Here is an 18,310-nt window from a genome sequence, read left to right on the forward strand (position 1 = left end):
AGTGCTTCAGCACTTCGTGTGAATTTACTCCGCAACCGAAGGTCGTTGAAGTTTCCACAAAAAATCGCTTAGCAACCGAAGCATTTGACCCTGTCAGAATCAATACTGACTAATGACAGGAGTTACATAATAACTCCCTGCACTTGTTTAGTTTTCAAGGAACTTCTTAAATAGTATTCCAATCATCAATAGTATTCCAGTTATCTTCAATGACATACTGTCGAAGCGACGTTTATCAATATATCAAACATTATTCATTTTGTCAAACATAAAATCCATGGCAAATCATAGTAATTTACAATTCACCATTCCGATATCAAAAATTATTTTGCTGCTTCTTCCAGATACAGATGGTCCGATCCGTACTGATGTTGATTGTGAACATGTAAAGACGGCTGGCAAATCTCCATCGGTTCATTCAAGATCATATCGGGAGAAATCACTCGATCCGCGCCAACGCTTCGATATGCGGCTGCATTCGGCCTTTTTTCTGCAACAACGATTACATACGGAATTTTCGCTTCCTTTAATGATTGTACGATAAGAGCCGTTTCCACAATATCATCTTCAAATACTATTGCAACATCAAACTGCCTTAAAGATGAGTGCTCATGAAATGCCGATCGCTTTGATTCCACCTGTAAGACATGCAATCCTTCACTATGTTTTTGAACCCACTTCGAGTGTTCCGATCGGCAATCCAAAATCGACACGCGATTTTCTGATTGGACAAGGGATTGTGCATAAACAATTCCGACTGTTCGGATGGTTGATACCAATACATTTGGCATATTCAATCAACTCCTGTTTTTGTGCAAAACAAAAAAGACCTACAATTTTAGAAGGTCCTACTGACCTCCTTGCAATTGCCTACGAAGTTAGCTGACGGGTTAGGACGGCAAGGAACATACATCCTTTCTGCAAACAAACAGAATTCACCCCAAAAAGTGGTTCCTCCGTTCTCATTGTTTTGAGATTCGGCTTTATGCAATTGTATAGTACTATTATATCACCAAATTCAAAAAAACGTCATATATTGAGGTTCTTTTCTCTTGTAGTCAGCCAGTTTTTATGAACGACCTGCAAATATTCCCGCATGGTTTGCTCCGCCAAATTGGGCTGCTGCCGTTTCACTGCATCATATATATCCTGCAATTGTTTTAAAACGATATGCAAATATTGTGTTTCATTATGTACGAGTTGAATCACACTGCGCAAAGGCTCCGCAATAATGGACATGTAATTCATAAAAATCGAATTATGAGTTGCTTCTGCAAGATAGATATGAAAATATATATCTTCACGGGCCCGAATCTCCGGATCTGTTGCTATTTCCAAATTGAACAACATTTGTGCCAATTTCGAAAGATCTTCTTCATTCCTTCGTTCTGCTGCAAATTTGGCAATCCCTGTTTCCATTAAAAAACAAACGTCCATCAATTCATTCATGTGATTTACGCCAAGCAAAAAGGCTGCATTCATCGGCTGTGTAATTCTTTCCACATCAACCGTATGGACAAATGTCCCTTCCCCGTGACGAAGATCTATCAGACCCATCCCCTGCAGAGCGCTAAAAGCTTCACGGACTGTTGCACGGCTCACACCGAACTGTACAGACAATTCTTTTAGCGGCGGCAACTTATCTCCCGGCTTCAGTTCACCTGCTGCAATCATTTGGCGTATCTGATCCGCCACTTGTTCGTAAATTTTTTTTGACCGAATTTTTTTTACTTCCATGGTCACACGAACCTTTCATCGTCAATCCCCATAAACACACATACTATGTGATTCTCATTAATTATAGAAAACCAGCGCATTCGCTTACAAGAGGATGTTCAAAAAGCAGTCAAAACTCCACGGCGGATTGCTTTGTCGAAGCACTCCTTGTGTCTTACTTAACCACTTTTTATACGAAAATAACATTTTCATATCATGTGATGGCCATAAGGCCATGAAAGTTTTGAACACGCACTGCAAGAACTTATTTTCTCTTCTATATTAAAAAAACGTTCTAAAATATAACATCTGTCTAAAAAGAACCTACTGCAGAAGAGAAAATCCAAAAGAAAGAAAAACCCCGCGCAAGGCGAGGTTCGTAATGGAAAGAAAATTTTAGTCTCTGCGTAAACTTACTCCAAAAAAGCGCAAGATAAAAATAAACAGGTTTACGAAATCCAGATAAAGACTTAAAACAACCAGCGGTACGTCTTCCTGCGCCACGCCATAACGGGCAATTCGGCTTACATCAAACAATACATAGCCGATAAAGATGAGGATGCCGATTACACTGTATATCATTTCCGCTTGCGTGGAGAACGGAATAAAAATGTTTACAATCCCCATCCCCACAAGCGCAAGCACGCCCATAAACAAAAATCCGCCCAAGAAATTAAAATTTGCCTTGGATATGGCTGCATACGCGGCTGCACCGCCAAAGGCGATGACTGTTACTAGAAATGCACGGTAAATGATGTCAATTCCATATTGATACGCAAAATTATAAACAATCGGGAACAATGTCATGCCCGAAATAAATGTGAACGTATAGACAAAAGCGAACCCGACTGCTCTTCTGCGCCGCATGAAAGTAGCAGCGAAGATCATGACTACTTCAATGATCGAGAGCGGCAGAAAGAAAGCGCCCGGTACAAATTGTCCTGCATATAGTCCAATCGTACCGATCAACAAGCTCAAGAAAAAGCTCGGCAACACGCGTGCAGGCCCATACTGCCGTTGTGACACAGAACCATAATCATACATAGAGAATCCCTCCTTAAATCGTATTGTATAACAAAATTGCAATTTTTTCACTAATTCTCGCTGATTTTGGCCGATCCTGCTGCCGCCACATGTTTCTATTACTTATATATGGCTTGCCCTCCTGATTCATACTGCTGAAACCATTAGCTTCGTCAACCTTTTTCGCCAAACTTTTCGGCGCAGTGCTTTAGCGCTTGAGTCGAGACTTATCCCCATGTGGGGATTATACTATTGACATCTAAAATTTTTACTTTCCGATAGTACAAGATACTTTAATTATCATTTTATCCAATTCCGGCAATTGTTAACACCCGGACAATCCGTTTGGCCTGCTGATCATGAATTCGTCCTGTTCCACATCATAATCAATCGAAAGGCTCTGCAGATAATTCAGAGCAAATGGGTCGATATAAAAAGCAATATCTTGCATGTGCAACGTTTGATCACCGGTTATTGACTCATCCAGAGTCAGTTTGAATGATGCCCCGCCTCAGCCAGGTACGACAGATACACGGACACCCGTGCTTTCCGACTCACCCGCCAAAATGTCTTTCAACTTCTTCGCTGCTTCTTCCGATACGAAAAACGGCTGTTTATCCATAATTTTCACTCCATCCCCTTCCACTTTGAAAGAATTTTCAGATGAACATTCGGAAACGTAAATTGTTCCAACTCCTCAATCGGTACAAAACAGTGGCCGCTGTCTTTATCTGAAACTTGCGCCAGGAGCGATTGCTCGCTCTCTGACAGGAAACATTTATACACATTCATGTTCCATTTAATATGAGAAAATACGTGTTGTACCGTAAAAAAACGCTCACCTATTTGCAATCGGAAACCATATTGTTCATAAAAAGAGGTTTGCAGTGATGTTGGCTCATCCTCTCCTGTCACCTCATATGTAGGCAACTGCCATAATCCGGCCAGCAAGCCCTCATTGGAACGGCGGTTTATCCAAATCTTCCGCTCCTGCTCGATCAGCGGGACAACGATCTGTTGTTCCCGGGGCGGTTTCTTTTTTTCTTTGACAGGCAGCTCTTTTTGTACGCCTTCCGCGTATGCCCGACAGACGGTTTGAACCGGGCAGCCCAAACAGCGCGGATTGCCGGGAATGCATACAAGCGCGCCGAGTTCCATGAGACCTTGGTTAAACTGGCTTGCTTTTCCGGTTGGAATCATCTGCTGAACCATCTGCTCAATCGTTTTCCGTGTTTTTTGTTTGCCAATATCATCGTACAAATAAAATACGCGGGAAATCACGCGCATGACATTTCCGTCTACAGCGGGAATTTCCTTATTATATGCGATGCTAAGGACTGCACCCAACGTATACGGGCCAACGCCTGGCAAGTTTCCCATGGCATCCGGCTCATCCGGTACGATTCCATTATAATGTGTTTGTACTTCCCGCACCGCTTGATGCAAATTGCGCGCACGGGAATAATACCCCAAACCTTCCCACGCTTTTAAAACGCGGTCTTCCGGTGCGTCCGCCAGTTCCTGAAGTGTGGGGAACTGCTCCATAAATCGTTCGTAATAGGGAATGACAGCTTCTACGCGAGTCTGCTGCAGCATGATTTCCGATACCCATATTCGATACGGATCCCGTTCTCTTCTCCACGGCAGTTGACGTTTGTTTTTTTCATACCATTGCACCAAAAGGTCTGCAAACGCCATTGCCTGATGCTGATCATATCTCTGTGTATGTTTCAATCGATTTCACCAGTTATTTTAAATTTTCAGGGTTGAGACATTTCAATTTATCGATCACAAACAGCCCGTCTTTGCGAATCAATACATCATCGAAATAAATCTCGCCGCCGCCGTATTCCGGCCTTTGTATACACACCATATCCCAGTGAATGGAAGACTGATTGCCATTGTACGCATCGTCATAGCAATTTCCCGGTGTAAAATGGAAGCTGCCGGCGATTTTTTCATCAAATAAAATATCTTTCATCGGATGCAATATGTAGGGATTGACGGCAATGCTGAATTCTCCAACATAACGCGCCCCTTCATCCGTATCGAAAACTTCCGTGATGCGTTTTGTATCATTGGCGGTCGCATTGATGATCTTTCCATTTTGAAATTCCAGATGCACTTGTTCGAACGTAAATCCGGAATAAGGTGACGGCGTATTGAACGTAATATGTCCGTTCACCGAATCCCGAACGGGTGCCGTATACACTTCACCATCCGGAATATTCATTTCACCTGCGCATTTGACTGCCGGGATATCTTTAATGGAAAACGCCAAATCAGTCCCTGGTCCGACGATATGTACACGATCTGTCCGGTTCATCAATGCTGCCAATACATCCATTGATTTGGACATCTTCTGATAATCGAGGCAGCATACATCGAAGTAAAAATCGGCAAACGCCGCTGTACTCATATTGGCCAATTGCGCCATCGAATGGTTCGGGTAGCGCAAAATACACCATTTGGTGCGTTTTACCCGTTCATCAAAGTGCACCGGCGTTTGATAAAATTTGGACCAAATCTTCATTTTATCTGCCGGAACATCCGCCAGTTCATTAATATTGGCGCCTGCCCGGATGCCGATATACGCATCCATGTCTTTCATTCGATCGACTTCATATTTTGCCATCGTTTTGATTTGCTCTTCCGTACATTCCAGCAAAATCGCCCGCAGCAACTCATTATTTTTGTTTGTAACAAACGGCTGCCCGCCGGCCAGATACGCTTGCCTGACGAGTTCTTGCGCAAGCGGCAACGCCGAATCAAATACTTCGATCAGCACCTTTTCTCCTTGCTGCAGCTTCACGCTATATTGAATCAAAGTTTGCGCCAATTGTTCGATTCTTGGATCCCTCATATAAGCATCGCCTCCCGTGTTCAAACATTTTATTGCTTACTTTTTATTACTTGCAGTCTATACCTTATTCTTTGTAAAAACAACACAAATTACTTGCCCCTTTTCTTTTGTAAAAACAAGGATGGGTAATCCGCATGGCACGCTGCACAAACTATAGCGGGGAGGTGTGTAGAATGTTCGAACTGATGAATACATTTATGCCTCGCAGAAGGAATAACGGGATGGGCATGTTTACATCCATGCTCGTCGGGGCAACTGTCGGCATTGCTGCTTGGGAAGTCACCCGCAGAGCCATGAGCGGGAATACAGGCGGGCAAATCACCGACAAGGCAATCAATCAAATGGCGGATACTGTCATGCAATCCCTGAAGTAATCCAAGTCGCAAGATCATTGCAAAAAGGATTCGGGTTGTGTTTCCATGACCCGAATCCCCAATGATCGATCATTCAAGGTTGTACGATCCCGGCATTGCGCTCATTCTTTAAAAGCGGCCGCCCATTATTTAAAAACAGTCCCTGCAAAATCTGACAACTTCTTGCCGGAATCATCAAGTACGTCCGCATGTAAACTGTTGCCGTGGGAATCCATTGTCACGATTGCCACGAAACCTTCCACCTGCAAATGCCACATGGCTTCCGGCACGCCAAATTCCTCCAAAAAGTCAACATCATCTACATTTTTTACACATTTTGCATAATATTGTGCCGCACCGCCGATTGCATTCAAATACACTGCGCCGCTTTCCGCAAGTCCTTTTAACGTCTTTGGCCCCATGCCGCCTTTGCCGATCACAGCACGTATGCCAAATTTCTTGATAATATCTGCCTGGTATGGTTCTTCACGGCTGCTTGTCGTAGGTCCGGCAGCTTTTACTTCCCAGTTGCCATCCTCTTTTTTCAGCATGACAGGTCCGCAGTGATAGATAACCCCGCCTTGCAAATCCACAGGCGCATCATGGTCCATCAGATATTTGTGCAATGCGTCGCGCCCGGTATGCATCGTGCCATTGATCACGACGACATCTCCCACCCGCAATGAGCGAATCTGCTCTTCCGTGATTGGCGCCTGCAACACGACGCGGCCTTCATCCGATTGCTTGACAGCTTCTTCGATGGCAGATTGTTGTTCAACCGCTGCATCTTCTTTGTATAACCAGTTTTTAATTTCTCCCGTATCGGCATCAATGATGGCGCCGAGGCGGCGAAATGCCCAGCAGTTATACGCGACAGATACGAAGAAGCTGGCCGGCAAGCGGTTCATGACGCCGATTTTGCAGCCGAGCAAGCTGACTTTTCCGCCAAAGCCCATTGTTCCGATACCCAATTCATTGGCATGCTCCATAATATACGCTTCCAAATCGGCAAGTTCAGGAATCGGGTTTACATCGTCCGCTTTACGGAATAATTGCTCTTTTGCCAATTGGTATCCTGTCGTCCGGTCCCCGCCGATCCCGACGCCGATAAATCCGGCGCTGCAGCCTTGTCCTTGCGCCTGAAATACCGCATGAAGAATGCATTTGCGAATTCCATCCAGGTCACGGCCGGCTTTTCCGAGACCCTCAAACTCTGTCGGCAAGCTGTACTGAATGTTCTTATTTTCACAACCGCCGCCTTTTAAAATCAGTTTGACTTCAATTTCATCTTTTTCCCATTGTTCAAAATGAATGACCGGGGTGCCTGGTCCCAAATTGTTTCCGGAATTTTTGCCGTTCAAGGAATCGACTGAGTTTGGACGCAATTTGCCGAGCTTTGTCGCCTCCGCAATCGCTTCATGAATCGCTTGTTTCATCACGATCTGATTGGCGCCGACCGGTGTGTGAATCTCAAATGTCGGCATACCTGTATCCTGACAAATCGGTTGTTGCTCCGTTTCTGCCATATAAATATTTTCTGCAATTGTGCTCAATGCCAACGAAGAACGCGTGCCTACTTCTTCGTCCACTCTGGCTTTGGCAATCGCTCTGCGTACATCCGGCGGCAAATTCGTAGAAGTTTCAATAATCAGTTTCAAAATGCTTTCTTTAAATGCTTTCATCATTTTCAGGCTCCTTTATCCGATATGGATGTGTCCTGTCATGGGCGCATCTCTTTTTCCGAATTCTATTATAACGAAATTACAAAAGTTTTTCATAGAAAAGATTTGTAAGAAGAGATTTATAAAGCATCTATTCACTAGACTTGATCATCCCGAGATATTCTCTGGCAGCTCGAATGTTATATTCTTTTTCTTCTGCCAGCAACAAATTCCGCACCGCATGTTCAGCCAGATCGCTGCCGATTTTCTTTAATGCGACCAATGCATATTGTCGCACTTGGGGATTGGAATCTTGCAGACGCGGTATCAGATAGGGAACGGATTCCGCGGCGGCAATTTTTCCAAGCGCCGAGCAAGCCAGGCGCCTTGTATTGACTTTGGGACTGTCCAACAGTTCATACAACCGCCAAAGATGTGTATCATCCCTTTGCTCGCCGATCCGATGCGCTTCTTCATCTTCTGTCAGGAGCTTGACCGATTGTTTGGCAAGCATTTGTTCGGCAAGCGCCGGATTTGCTTCCGGATCTGCCAAACGATCGCATGCGGCTGCTGTTTCTGCCGCCGCATGCGAGAGATTTGGCTCTTCTGATGTTTTCCATGCATGTTCAGCATTTTTTCCTGGCACATGGAACTGTAGTCCGTGATTGCAAATATCGCAGCAAGAATCCGCCATTGATTTCCTGCCCTTTGATTCCCAACTCTGCGGATGATCCTGAAGTTCGTCCGATCCGTTCGGAAGAATTGAGGGCTGTGATTGAAAATAGGAGAGAATTTGCTGTCGGCGGCAAACATTCGTCTGTAGTAGGCGATACATCGCCAACAGTTTGTCTTGACGGCGATGTTTTAATTTTTGCAAATACCGCAGCGTCTGAAAACGACAGGTTTGCAAGCGTTCCAAATCCACTTCCACCAACATGCCAAGTGCATCGCTGTCGATGCGTTCCAAACAGCCAAGCTGCTCCCAGATATGAAATAAGAGCTCCCAATTGTCCTGTGTAACGGCTTGTGCTTGCAACAGCCATTCCCATTCGAGACGCTTTCCGGAGAGAGAGGGAGCTGCCAAAATACAAGCAACCGCCCTGTCATACACTTCACCTTGCGGATATTCACGTTTTAAGAAATATTGGTGAATTCCCCTGTCTTGGGGTTGATAAAAAACAGCGCAAACACTCGGTGCGCCATCTCGTCCCGCCCGGCCAGCTTCCTGATAATACGCTTCGATACTGCTTGGCATATGCAAATGCAGGATATAGCGAATATCCGCTTTGTCAATTCCCATGCCAAACGCGTTTGTCGCCACGACAATGCGCAGCCGATCATTGGAAAAACGTTCCTGAACCTGCATGCGGTCTGTTGCTTCCAACCCTGCATGGTAGTAGGCGATTTCCGTCGCGGAGTAATATTGGGAAAGAAACGTGCTGAACTGTTCGCATTCGTTGCGGGAGGGCATATAGACGATTCCTTTGCCCGTCTGGGAGTGTAGAAACTGCAGTCCGGAGAGCCATTTTTCTTCCCGTGTCTTGCATTCCCGAAAGTAAAAGGACAGATTGGGACGATTAAGACCTTTTTGAACCACCACAGGATGTACCATTTTTAACTGCTTGACAATATCGTTCCGCACAAATGTTGTGGCTGTCGCAGTCAGTGCAAGAATGGGAGGAGTGCCAATCTCTTGCCGAATGTCCCCAATCGCCAAGTAATCGGTTCGAAAGTCATGGCCCCATTCGGATATGCAATGGGCCTCATCGACAACCAGCAAGGATATATCCAATGTCTGCAATGCCCGGCGAAATTCCAGACTGCGCAGCCGCTCCGGCGCGATATACAAAATCTTGTACAGTCCCTGCCGCGTCTGTGAAATGCGCAATTTTACTTCTGTCGGATGTAATGCGCTGTTGATATATGTTACTGCCTGATAGCCTTTTTTCTTCAAGCTGTCCACTTGGTCCTGCATGAGAGCAATCAGCGGTGAAATGACCAGAGTGATCCCCGGCAAAAAAAGACTGGGAAACTGATAGCATAACGACTTTCCCGCACCGGTACTCATAATTCCCAATGTGTCCCGTTTTTGAAAAACAGAGCGAATCACTTCCATCTGTCCGGGGCGAAAACTTGCATAACCAAATCGATGTTGCAACGTGTCATACGCTTGTTTTCGAGTAATCACCCGTTTTCCCCACTCCTATCTCCTGCAGCGCTTTGACTGCCTTTCATATTCATCTATTGCAAGCATGGATTTTTAAAATTTCTCATACATTTATTTTAAAAGATGTTGTTCAAGCTGCTTGAAAATCACATTTTTACTGAGAATCGTAAAGGAGTTGCCATGACAAAACGATTTCGCAAAAAACGTTCCTCTGCCAATCCGCGCATCCGGGTGTTTATTGTCGTATTGTCGATGACACTCGCAACTTTATTTATTATAGCAGGAGTCATCGTTAACTATCGAGTCCCGACACGTTCCAATAATAAGGGTTTGGGAATTCCGGCAAACGTACAAGCTTTTTGGCCGCCGGTGTTTTCACAGACGATCTTTGGCAATGTAGTTCCCGGATTTTCCAATGCCAAGACGGATACGGCGCAAAATCCTTCCGGCATTCTGCTTGCAAATACAACCTTTTTCAGTCGTTTGCTGTCAGCTTTGACGGATATCAATTCAAACAACTTATGGTCGCTATTAAGCACGCAAATTCCCGTCCTGCATCCGAATGGCTACTTGCTGCATACGGATAATCCGACAGATGTGAACAAGTATACCAACCCGCCTACAGATCCAGGCACACAAGCAAAACAACCGGGCAACGGACAGGCAGCCCCTCCATCCGCTACAGACCCGCATACACAACTGCCGGGGGGAGGAAAACAATCCCTGCCGCAAATATACATTTATCAGACGCACAACCGGGAATCATTTCTGCCGGAATTAGAAAAAGGATTGCAGCCGAATCAAGCGTATGATCCGAATGTCAATATCACTCTGGTCGGGGAACGCCTCACGGAAGACCTGAATACGCGCGGTTTGACGACAATCCAGACAACCAACGACTATTGGAAATACGGCGATTATCCGTATTCGCGGAAAACTGTAGAAAAAGAATTGCAAAAATACCCTCAATTGTCCATGATTTTTGATATTCATCGGGATTCCGGCCCTCGTGATAAAACGACAACTGTAATCGACGGCAAAACCGTGAGCCGAATTTTCTTTATCATCGGCGGCGCGAATCCGAATTATCAAGAAAATCTGAAATTCGCCTCGTTGCTGAATAAAAAAATGGAGACATTGTATCCCGGCAAAGATGGACAGCCGGGCTTAAGTGAAGGAATTTGGGTTAAACAAAAAAATCCCAGCTATGATACCACATATAACCAGGACCTGAATCCCAATATGGTATTGATTGAAATCGGAGGACCTTATAATACATTGGACGAAGAGAACCGCGCTGCCGATCTTTTGGCAAACGTCATTCAATCCGTGTGGCAAGACGGGCACAAGCAGTGAACTCGTTGCAGCAGGCTGAGCATAATGGAACAGAGAGACAAAAGAAACAGAGAGACAGCAGTGAGCAGGTGGAGTGTCTGCCCACCTGCTCCCTGAAAGATTTTGTTTCCGCGAATACGTCGGGCGCTAAATCAACTGACTGCTAATCAGCACTATTTGCTTGTCGCTTTGACCTGCTTCACATCTTTTCCGCGAATGGCCTGTTCAAATGTGCCCCAGACTTCCGGTTGATAATCCCGAACCACACATGTGCCTTTGGCGAATACATGGCGAATTTGGTAGTCATCATCCAACATGACAAGATCCGCATCCATGCCTGCGTCAATCCGCCCTTTGGTCGGCAATTTCAGCACTCCGGCGACGTTCGTACTGATGATTTGTACTGCATCCTGAAGGGAAATTCCTTCTTTTATTACACAATCCCTTGCTTCTCTCCACAGTGTAGACACTTCACAAATTCCCATGCCAACCAATTTTCCATGTTCATCAAAAATCGGCGAACTGCCATTGCTGTCGGAACTCATCGTGATTCGGTCAAGATCGACTCCATGGTCCAGCAAATATTTGATCGCCTCGCTCGGTTTTACCGATACATGGTCATGTGCATCAGGAAAAATGCCTGAAGTAATATCTGTGTATCCGCCTTTCTTCCCGTAATTCACCGATTCCTCCAAGAGTTTGGGCTGCCGGTTCAAGTGTGTGGGACAAAATTGCGTGATCGGAATATCCGTTTTTTCCAAAATATCATAAAGAGCTTGAAGTCCTGACGGATCATCCCCTACATGCATATGGACAATGCCCGCCTTCCCTGCGAGCATGCCGCCGACGCGTGCTTCACTTGCCAGTCGGATCAATTCCTGATCGCTGGGATGTGTGGAGCGGTGGTCGGCAATGGCGATCTCGCCAATCCCGATGACTTTATCGATTAATATCAAATCAGACCTGGGGTTGTCTGTAATTGTCCGGGTCGGCACTTGATACGCACCGGAATACATAAACGTCGTGATTCCTTCCAATTCAAGTCCGCGCGCCTTCGCCAACAATCCTGCCACAGAACGGGTCGTTCCGTCTGTTCCCAAAACACCGACAACTGTTGTAATACCTGCTGTCGTCAGAGTGCTCAACATAATTTCCGGCGTACGGTTCTGAAATCCGCCTTCACCGCCTCCGCCGGCAATATGTACATGCTGATCAATAAACCCAGGCACGATTTTGCATCCGCTCCCATCGAAAACATCCACATCGATCACACCATCGAGAGCGATCTGTTCCCGCCGAATGGTTGGAGCCATACAGACAATTTTATGAAACGCGATGACTATATCTTGCTTCCCTTTGTATTCAGGTGTATAAACTTCCGCTCCATGAATCAGTGTAAACACAGTACTTCCTCCCATTTTCATTCTGTTGAGCATTTCATTTTCTGTATTTCATAAGCGTTGCAGCCACTAAAAAACAGTCAAAACCCTTGCTTGCCCGCTTTTTCGACACGCGCCAAAACATCTTATTCACATGTATGGAATGTCCATTTTCCACCAATACTATGCACGATTGCGCAGTACCGAATGAAAGGGGAAAGGGGGAGGCTTTTGGACAATACAAAACAAGCGTCTACAGTGATTCACAAATCCTTGAAACTCAATCGCGACTACTTGGATGAAACGTTAGGCGTAGGCAAAAGCTTCGATATTATTGCAAAAGAGTTTCATTTCGATGACCATAAAGCTGCCTGTTATTGCGTCAACGGTTTTTTTATGACAAACGGAATATTCCTGCTGGTTCGCAATATTGGCAAAGAAATTATCAATTTTGCGAAAAACAATCCATCATTTGAGCCGAACAATCTGGCGGAATATTTAAATACGCATATCTCCTTTGTCCAGGTCTCACTGGAAAAAGATATGAGCAAAGCTCTGACGCAAATACTGGCCGGCCCCATGGTTTGGTTTCTCGAAGGCTATGATGTAGCTGTTGTTGTCGATACTCGCGTATATCCGGCGCGAAGCCCTTCCGAATCAGAAGTGGAACGAGTCGTGCGCGGACCGCGGGATGCCTATACCGAAACACTCATTACAAATACCGCTTTGACACGCAGGCGAATTCGTGATCCAAACTTGCGGATGGAAATCTCGCAAATCGGCGAACGATCAAAGACGGATATTTGTATCTCGTATATCGAAAACTTGACAAATAAAGACTTGGTAAGCAGAGTAAAAGAACGCTTGAAAACCATTACGACTGACGGAATTCCCATGGCCGAACAGTCCCTTGATGAATATCTGGTAAATTCCCGGTGGAGTTCCCGCTGGAATCCATATCCCCTCGTTCGCTATACGGAACGTCCTGATATAGCAGCCAATTATTTGCTGCAAGGGCATGTGGTGATATTTGTCGATACAACACCGGAAGTGATCATACTTCCGACGACCTTTTTTCATCATTTGCATCACCCGGAAGATTATCATATGCGTCCGGCAGTCGGTACATATATGCGTTGGATGATCCTATTGGCGATCTTGATGTCGCTCTTCTTGCCTGCTGTTTGGCTGGAGTTTGCGATGCATCCAAAATTTTTGCCAAAATGGCTGTGGTTTATCGGGCCGGAAAAAGGCTCACACCATATTTCTCTGCCTTGGCAGTTGCTTTTTGTAGAGATTGGTCTGGACATACTGCGCAGGGCGATTATCAATACACCTTTGGCGCTTGCTTCTGCCATCGGTTTGATCGCAGGTATCGTATTCGGACAATTGACCGTTAAAGTGGGATTGATTTCCTCAGAAGCATTGGTCTATATCGCACTGGCAACCATCGGTTCTTTTGCAACATCGAGCATTGAACTTTCCAATGCCAATCGGATGACGCGCATCGCTTTGCTGATTCTCGTCGGATTTTTCCATATGTATGGCCTGATTGCCGGGATTCTTATATGGTTTATCTGGATGGCAAACGTCAAAACATTCGGCATCCCGTATTTATGGCCGCTGTTTCCGTTTGATTGGCTCGGGGTCAAGCAGATTTTGATCCGGCAGCCGGCTCCGGCTGAAATGTATCGGCCGAAAATTTTAAAAACCCAGGACATTACAAAGAAGTGAACCGTTTCTACGCTAAACTATGAAAGAATGAGAAAAAGAACGCACGAGAAAAGGAGTTCCCATTCGTCGGGAACTCCTTTTCTCGTGTAACAAGGGGATTGCCAATAATTTTGCGCATACTACTTTGGATGTTTCGGAATTTTATTGATTTGATCCCATATCGGCTTGGAAATCATGATCGGCACCTTTGCATTGAGATCAAAAAACATAAACGTAGTATCTTCCGCTACATTCCCCAGTTGCGGCATGGCATGCGACCACTGCATGCGAATTTGATAAATGTAGTGGTCTTTCTTGCCGACCCAGACAGTATAGCGGACGGGAAGAGCTTTCTCTCCTTGCGCCATATCTGTCATTTGACTCATGATCCCTGATGAAATATCGGCGGCATTCGCTTCAAATTGGTACACATATGTCGGTGTGCTGATCACCGTATCGTCCTTCAATTGATATACCTTTTTTGCGTAATTGGGAACAGGCTCCAAGGAACCAAATATGTTAAAACTTTTTTCGATTCGATTCGCCTTTGCCCAGCGATCATTCACTCTCACAACTGTCTGATCAGACGTTTGAATTACCATATAGCTTTTGCCGTCGATGACTTCATTCATATCCACCTGATCCGGATCCGCCACATGCCCGTACAAAGTGGTGGTTTTGGTAAAATTATTGGCTGTCGTCGATATGGATGCTTTCACACCGTATCGGTGAATCGATGCGGATTTTGCAAAAGCATCGCGCAAAATTGCCAGCGAACCAGCCGTTGCGGGGACAAGCTGCCCCCCCTGTGCAACGCCGTTTTGCGTTTGCGCGGCAGATGGCAATTGCAATGAACAACCGGTCAGAAGCAGGGAACCGGCGGCGATCGCCATCCACATTTTCTTCATCCAGGCAATCCGAACATTAAACATGCGCACGACCTCCCTTCCATGCCAACCGGACCACAAATGCAACAATTACATAAAGGCCGAACAATACAAGCAGCAACATTTGCACCGGAATCGAATGTTGACGCAAGACGTACATATTTTGATGCCCATAGTCTGTAACGAGCAGGTAGGATTGATGTGAGCCTTTTTCCGTTACCAACTGCGGGAATAATAAGGAATCCCTCGGAATCCTCCAAAGACGGTCTAATGTTCCATTTTGATACGTATAGCCCGTCACATAACGGATGCTGACATCCCGCACTTCAGAAGGAGAATTCGCTACAATTGTAACGTTCGGATCGTTGCCGATCTTGCCAACCGTTTCAAAGCGGAACGAATCTTTCGGACTCACCCACAGCGTTTGCCATTGGCCGTTTGGAGTAATTTTCAAAATTCGCGCAGGGACGGTATTGACCAACAACTCAGCCTGTCCGTCACCGTCGATATCTGCCATAATCACATCGCCGGGCAAAGGCGTGTCCAAATTGCTCGTATACGAGGCGAGCAGTCGTCCGCTTTTTATACCATAAACATCAATCCGGTTGTTTCCTTCTGCAAGGACTTGCTCTTGCGTGCCTGGAAGCACGTGAGCCGTGCCCAAAATCTTCTCATCTTTCGTTACAATAAACACCGGACTGCCTTTGTACATGCCAACGATGTGATTTGCAATGATTTGCAATTGGCCGGAATCGGACCTCTGTTGATTTTTTCCGTATCGGGATTGGAACACATCCCAAGCCAAATGATCCACATGCAACGTATGGCGCTCCAGATTCGTTTGCAGCACCGGAAAATTGCCCAGATCAAGAGCATTCTCAAGGATCTGCTGGGGCTGGTACAAAGGCCGGTACTCCTTCTGTACGAAACCTTTTACGTTGTACATGGTATACGTATCATACGGAAATCCGACTGTGCCAAAATCGTCAAATAATACATTCGGCAATTGATCCGCTTTTATCAATTGAGTGTCCCCATGTTTCCCATTCAGAGTAAAGGATACCAACATGCTGTCGTTTTTGCTGTCGATATATTTTCCCGGAAGAGACGCATTCGGCCGATTCGTCTCCGTAATGATTCGATCCCCTGCATTCCCTTTCCCATGCATCACGTAAACAGGATAGGCCGGATTGATCGAAGTCATCGGATCCACAAACTCTGCCGATTGATAGCGGATCGTAAAATGACTCAGGAAAGGTATGTCAACGACTGGAATTGCATATGTACATACAAGTACTGCAATCGCTCCAAGTGCCGTTGTCTTAAAGCGGATTCGGCCATATTTTCGCAAGAGCCAGCCGATAACGGCAAGCATAATGAGAAAATCAATCACTTGCAGGATGATGGATATATGATGTACGTTATCCAACCCTCTTGCAATCATCAACATCCCGATTGCCAAAACTGCACCCGGCTTGCGAAATTTCGCAGGTAAAACCAAAATTCCGATGACACAGGCTGCGATAAACCCGAGAATCCCATAGAACGAAAAGTCTAACGCTCCCGGAATCACCAAAAGATGGTAGGCAAAATATAAATATACACTGAGTGCGATGACGCCGACCCATTTACCAACCTTACGCAGCATGGTTTGCATCCGCCTCCTCAGTTATCGATGTTTGTCCGGTTACTTCCCGGGAAATAATAAAGATCAGGGAAACCATAAACCAGAATAAAAAATTCATCGCCGGAACTTCGAAAATATTTTCCACGGCATTGTGGATCATTACGGCAAGAATCCCCGTATACAAACCTGCTTCAATAAATTTTCCATGCTTCCAGATCATCCGTTTCCAGATATGCCGATAAATATCCCGCGCGACTTTAAAAAGCAATGCAACAAAGCTGAATAGGCCTAACAACCCCATTTCAGCCAGCGTTTTCGCATAGTAGTTGTCCGAATACATCGTGCCAAAATGCCTTGCCGCAACCGCACCGCCGTAATGCCCCAGTCCCGCACCGAACAAAGGATTTTTGCGCATCACGTCATATGTCAACAAACTTCTGGCAATTCTTCCGTTTAACGCCGCCTTTTTCCAATACAAAGGCGTGAACAGCTCCGAAACCCGCGCGTGAATTTGCGGCACGAATGATACGGCAATTGCAGCAAGGACAATACCGATAAACAGACGCTTGTCAACAAGCGCTCCGATCACCAGCAATGCGATGAATAGCGCCATCCAGGCTCCCCGCGTATACGTCATGAACAAAGCTGCCGCGAATAACAGCGCCATCCCGCCATATATCAGGCGCTGCTTGCCGGTATATCCCTTGGTCAAGGCAAGGCCTGCAGCAATCGGAAACATCAATACAAGATACGATCCCAAAACGTTCGGACTGCCAAAAATCGAATACGCCCGTGTTCGCACATGCTCGCCTGCATCCACCCAGCCGGCAGGAATCGGCGCTTTTACGATCCATTGATAGACGGCGATCAACGCGATCAAAACGCCTGTCCACAACGACGCCTGCAACAGCCGTTTCGCAAACTGTGCATCGATAAAAAACGGGGCAAGAAACACGACAAACATGTATAAAAATACGGCCCGCCAACCTTCAAACGTCAACGAAGGTTCCGACAAATCCATCATCATATAGCCGACTCCGAGCAGCATAAACGCCAGAACCGCTTTGTAAAAAGGCGGCAATTTGACCTGCCTGCCCTCGATGGATTCTTTGATAAAGAAAAAGCCAAAAATCAAAAGGATCAATTTATCCCAGACTGAACCTACATGTGTTGACCGTATGATCGGCGTATTCCGCAATACGAAGTCAACGAGCGGGTAGCAAGCAAGCAGCATCCATCCCCAAGTTACAATCCTTTCACGCCAGCGACTTTCCTGTGCCATTCCCATCGTCCTATCTTTTAAATTTCAATTTCTCTCCACACATGAATGCATAACCAGATCCAAACAGACTTGCAAGTGTCACATTATAAAGAGAACAAAATGTGCCAAAAAGTTCGTCCCTTTGCATGCCCTTAAATTTTCTTCATCAATTATGTGCGATTACCTCGTCCATTGCAACAGCGTCAATACAAGTTTTTTTGCTAATCTTGTTAAATTTTAAGTATATTTTTTTTAAAAAAACCCTCCAAAAACGACAAAAAACTCGTATTATAATGATAGAACTATTAATACTTTGGTAGTTTAA

15 protein-coding genes and 1 riboswitch are annotated in these 18,310 nt (G+C 45.5%); of the genes, 3 read left to right on the top strand and 12 right to left on the bottom strand.

Annotated elements, in window-relative coordinates; genetic code table 11:
* Positions 1 to 323: 323 nt before the first annotated feature.
* From LSG31_RS02000 to LSG31_RS02025, 6 genes are all read right to left on the bottom strand, one after another.
* Entirely contained in the window at positions 324 to 791 is a 468-nt protein-coding gene (locus LSG31_RS02000) for an NAD-binding protein (RefSeq protein ID WP_347437748.1), read from the bottom strand.
* A 61-nt stretch (positions 792 to 852) separates the two neighbouring features.
* Positions 853 to 993, bottom strand: a riboswitch (cyclic di-AMP (ydaO/yuaA leader).
* A 36-nt stretch (positions 994 to 1,029) separates the two neighbouring features.
* On the bottom strand, positions 1,030 to 1,737 hold the full coding sequence (locus LSG31_RS02005) for a FadR/GntR family transcriptional regulator (protein WP_347437749.1): 708 nt from the start codon (positions 1,735 to 1,737) through the stop codon (positions 1,030 to 1,032).
* 375 nt (positions 1,738 to 2,112) lie between these two features.
* The gene (locus tag LSG31_RS02010) at positions 2,113 to 2,760 is read right to left on the bottom strand and encodes a Bax inhibitor-1/YccA family protein (RefSeq protein ID WP_347437750.1); all 648 of its coding nucleotides are present in this window, start codon (positions 2,758 to 2,760) and stop codon (positions 2,113 to 2,115) included.
* A gap of 304 nt (positions 2,761 to 3,064) precedes the next feature.
* The gene (locus tag LSG31_RS02015; protein WP_347437751.1) at positions 3,065 to 3,196 is read right to left on the bottom strand and encodes an iron-sulfur cluster assembly accessory protein; all 132 of its coding nucleotides are present in this window, start codon (positions 3,194 to 3,196) and stop codon (positions 3,065 to 3,067) included.
* A 170-nt stretch (positions 3,197 to 3,366) separates the two neighbouring features.
* Entirely contained in the window at positions 3,367 to 4,473 is a 1,107-nt protein-coding gene (mutY, locus tag LSG31_RS02020) for an A/G-specific adenine glycosylase (RefSeq protein ID WP_347437752.1), read from the bottom strand.
* A gap of 13 nt (positions 4,474 to 4,486) precedes the next feature.
* Positions 4,487 to 5,602, bottom strand: coding sequence for an aminopeptidase (locus tag LSG31_RS02025; protein ID WP_347437753.1), 1,116 nt, complete (start codon positions 5,600 to 5,602; stop codon positions 4,487 to 4,489).
* Between the two features lie 173 nt (positions 5,603 to 5,775).
* Between LSG31_RS02025 and LSG31_RS02030 the strand changes: the two genes are divergently transcribed.
* Positions 5,776 to 5,976, top strand: coding sequence for a hypothetical protein (locus LSG31_RS02030; RefSeq protein ID WP_347437754.1), 201 nt, complete (start codon positions 5,776 to 5,778; stop codon positions 5,974 to 5,976).
* A gap of 125 nt (positions 5,977 to 6,101) precedes the next feature.
* On the opposite strand, the gene LSG31_RS02035 is transcribed toward LSG31_RS02030, so the two are convergent.
* Both LSG31_RS02035 and LSG31_RS02040 read right to left on the bottom strand, forming a co-directional pair.
* Positions 6,102 to 7,637, bottom strand: a complete 1,536-nt coding sequence (locus LSG31_RS02035) for a fumarate hydratase (RefSeq protein ID WP_347437755.1) — start codon at positions 7,635 to 7,637, stop codon at positions 6,102 to 6,104.
* A gap of 130 nt (positions 7,638 to 7,767) precedes the next feature.
* On the bottom strand, positions 7,768 to 9,804 hold the full coding sequence (locus LSG31_RS02040; RefSeq protein ID WP_347437756.1) for a RecQ family ATP-dependent DNA helicase: 2,037 nt from the start codon (positions 9,802 to 9,804) through the stop codon (positions 7,768 to 7,770).
* A gap of 159 nt (positions 9,805 to 9,963) precedes the next feature.
* On the opposite strand from LSG31_RS02040, the gene spoIIP reads away from it, so the two are divergent.
* Complete coding sequence (gene spoIIP, locus LSG31_RS02045) at positions 9,964 to 11,139, top strand: stage II sporulation protein P (RefSeq protein WP_347437757.1); 1,176 nt, start codon at positions 9,964 to 9,966, stop codon at positions 11,137 to 11,139.
* A gap of 152 nt (positions 11,140 to 11,291) precedes the next feature.
* Here the strand turns inward: spoIIP and iadA are convergent, their stop codons facing one another.
* Positions 11,292 to 12,521 carry a beta-aspartyl-peptidase gene (iadA, locus tag LSG31_RS02050; RefSeq protein ID WP_347437758.1) on the bottom strand — a complete coding sequence of 410 codons (1,230 nt, stop codon included), beginning with the start codon at positions 12,519 to 12,521 and terminating at the stop codon, positions 11,292 to 11,294.
* A gap of 207 nt (positions 12,522 to 12,728) precedes the next feature.
* Here iadA and LSG31_RS02055 point away from each other — a divergent pair, with 207 nt between their 5' ends.
* Complete coding sequence (locus LSG31_RS02055) at positions 12,729 to 14,231, top strand: spore germination protein (protein WP_347437759.1); 1,503 nt, start codon at positions 12,729 to 12,731, stop codon at positions 14,229 to 14,231.
* Between the two features lie 119 nt (positions 14,232 to 14,350).
* Here LSG31_RS02055 and LSG31_RS02060 read toward each other — a convergent pair whose 3' ends face one another.
* The 3 genes from LSG31_RS02060 to LSG31_RS02070 are packed head-to-tail and all read right to left on the bottom strand — an operon-like array spanning position 14,351 to position 18,006.
* The gene (locus LSG31_RS02060) at positions 14,351 to 15,142 is read right to left on the bottom strand and encodes a hypothetical protein (protein ID WP_347437760.1); all 792 of its coding nucleotides are present in this window, start codon (positions 15,140 to 15,142) and stop codon (positions 14,351 to 14,353) included.
* Entirely contained in the window at positions 15,135 to 16,745 is a 1,611-nt protein-coding gene (locus LSG31_RS02065) for a hypothetical protein (protein WP_347437761.1), read from the bottom strand. Before LSG31_RS02065 ends, LSG31_RS02060 begins: the two co-directional genes overlap by 8 nt.
* A complete protein-coding gene (locus LSG31_RS02070) occupies positions 16,735 to 18,006 on the bottom strand; it encodes an O-antigen ligase family protein (protein WP_347437762.1) in 1,272 nt (423 codons plus the stop codon). The genes LSG31_RS02065 and LSG31_RS02070 overlap by 11 nt, the downstream gene beginning before the upstream one ends.
* Positions 18,007 to 18,310: the final 304 nt, after the last annotated feature.

Source organism: Fodinisporobacter ferrooxydans, assembly GCF_022818495.1.
Taxonomy (GTDB): domain Bacteria; phylum Bacillota; class Bacilli; order Tumebacillales; family MYW30-H2; genus Fodinisporobacter; species Fodinisporobacter ferrooxydans.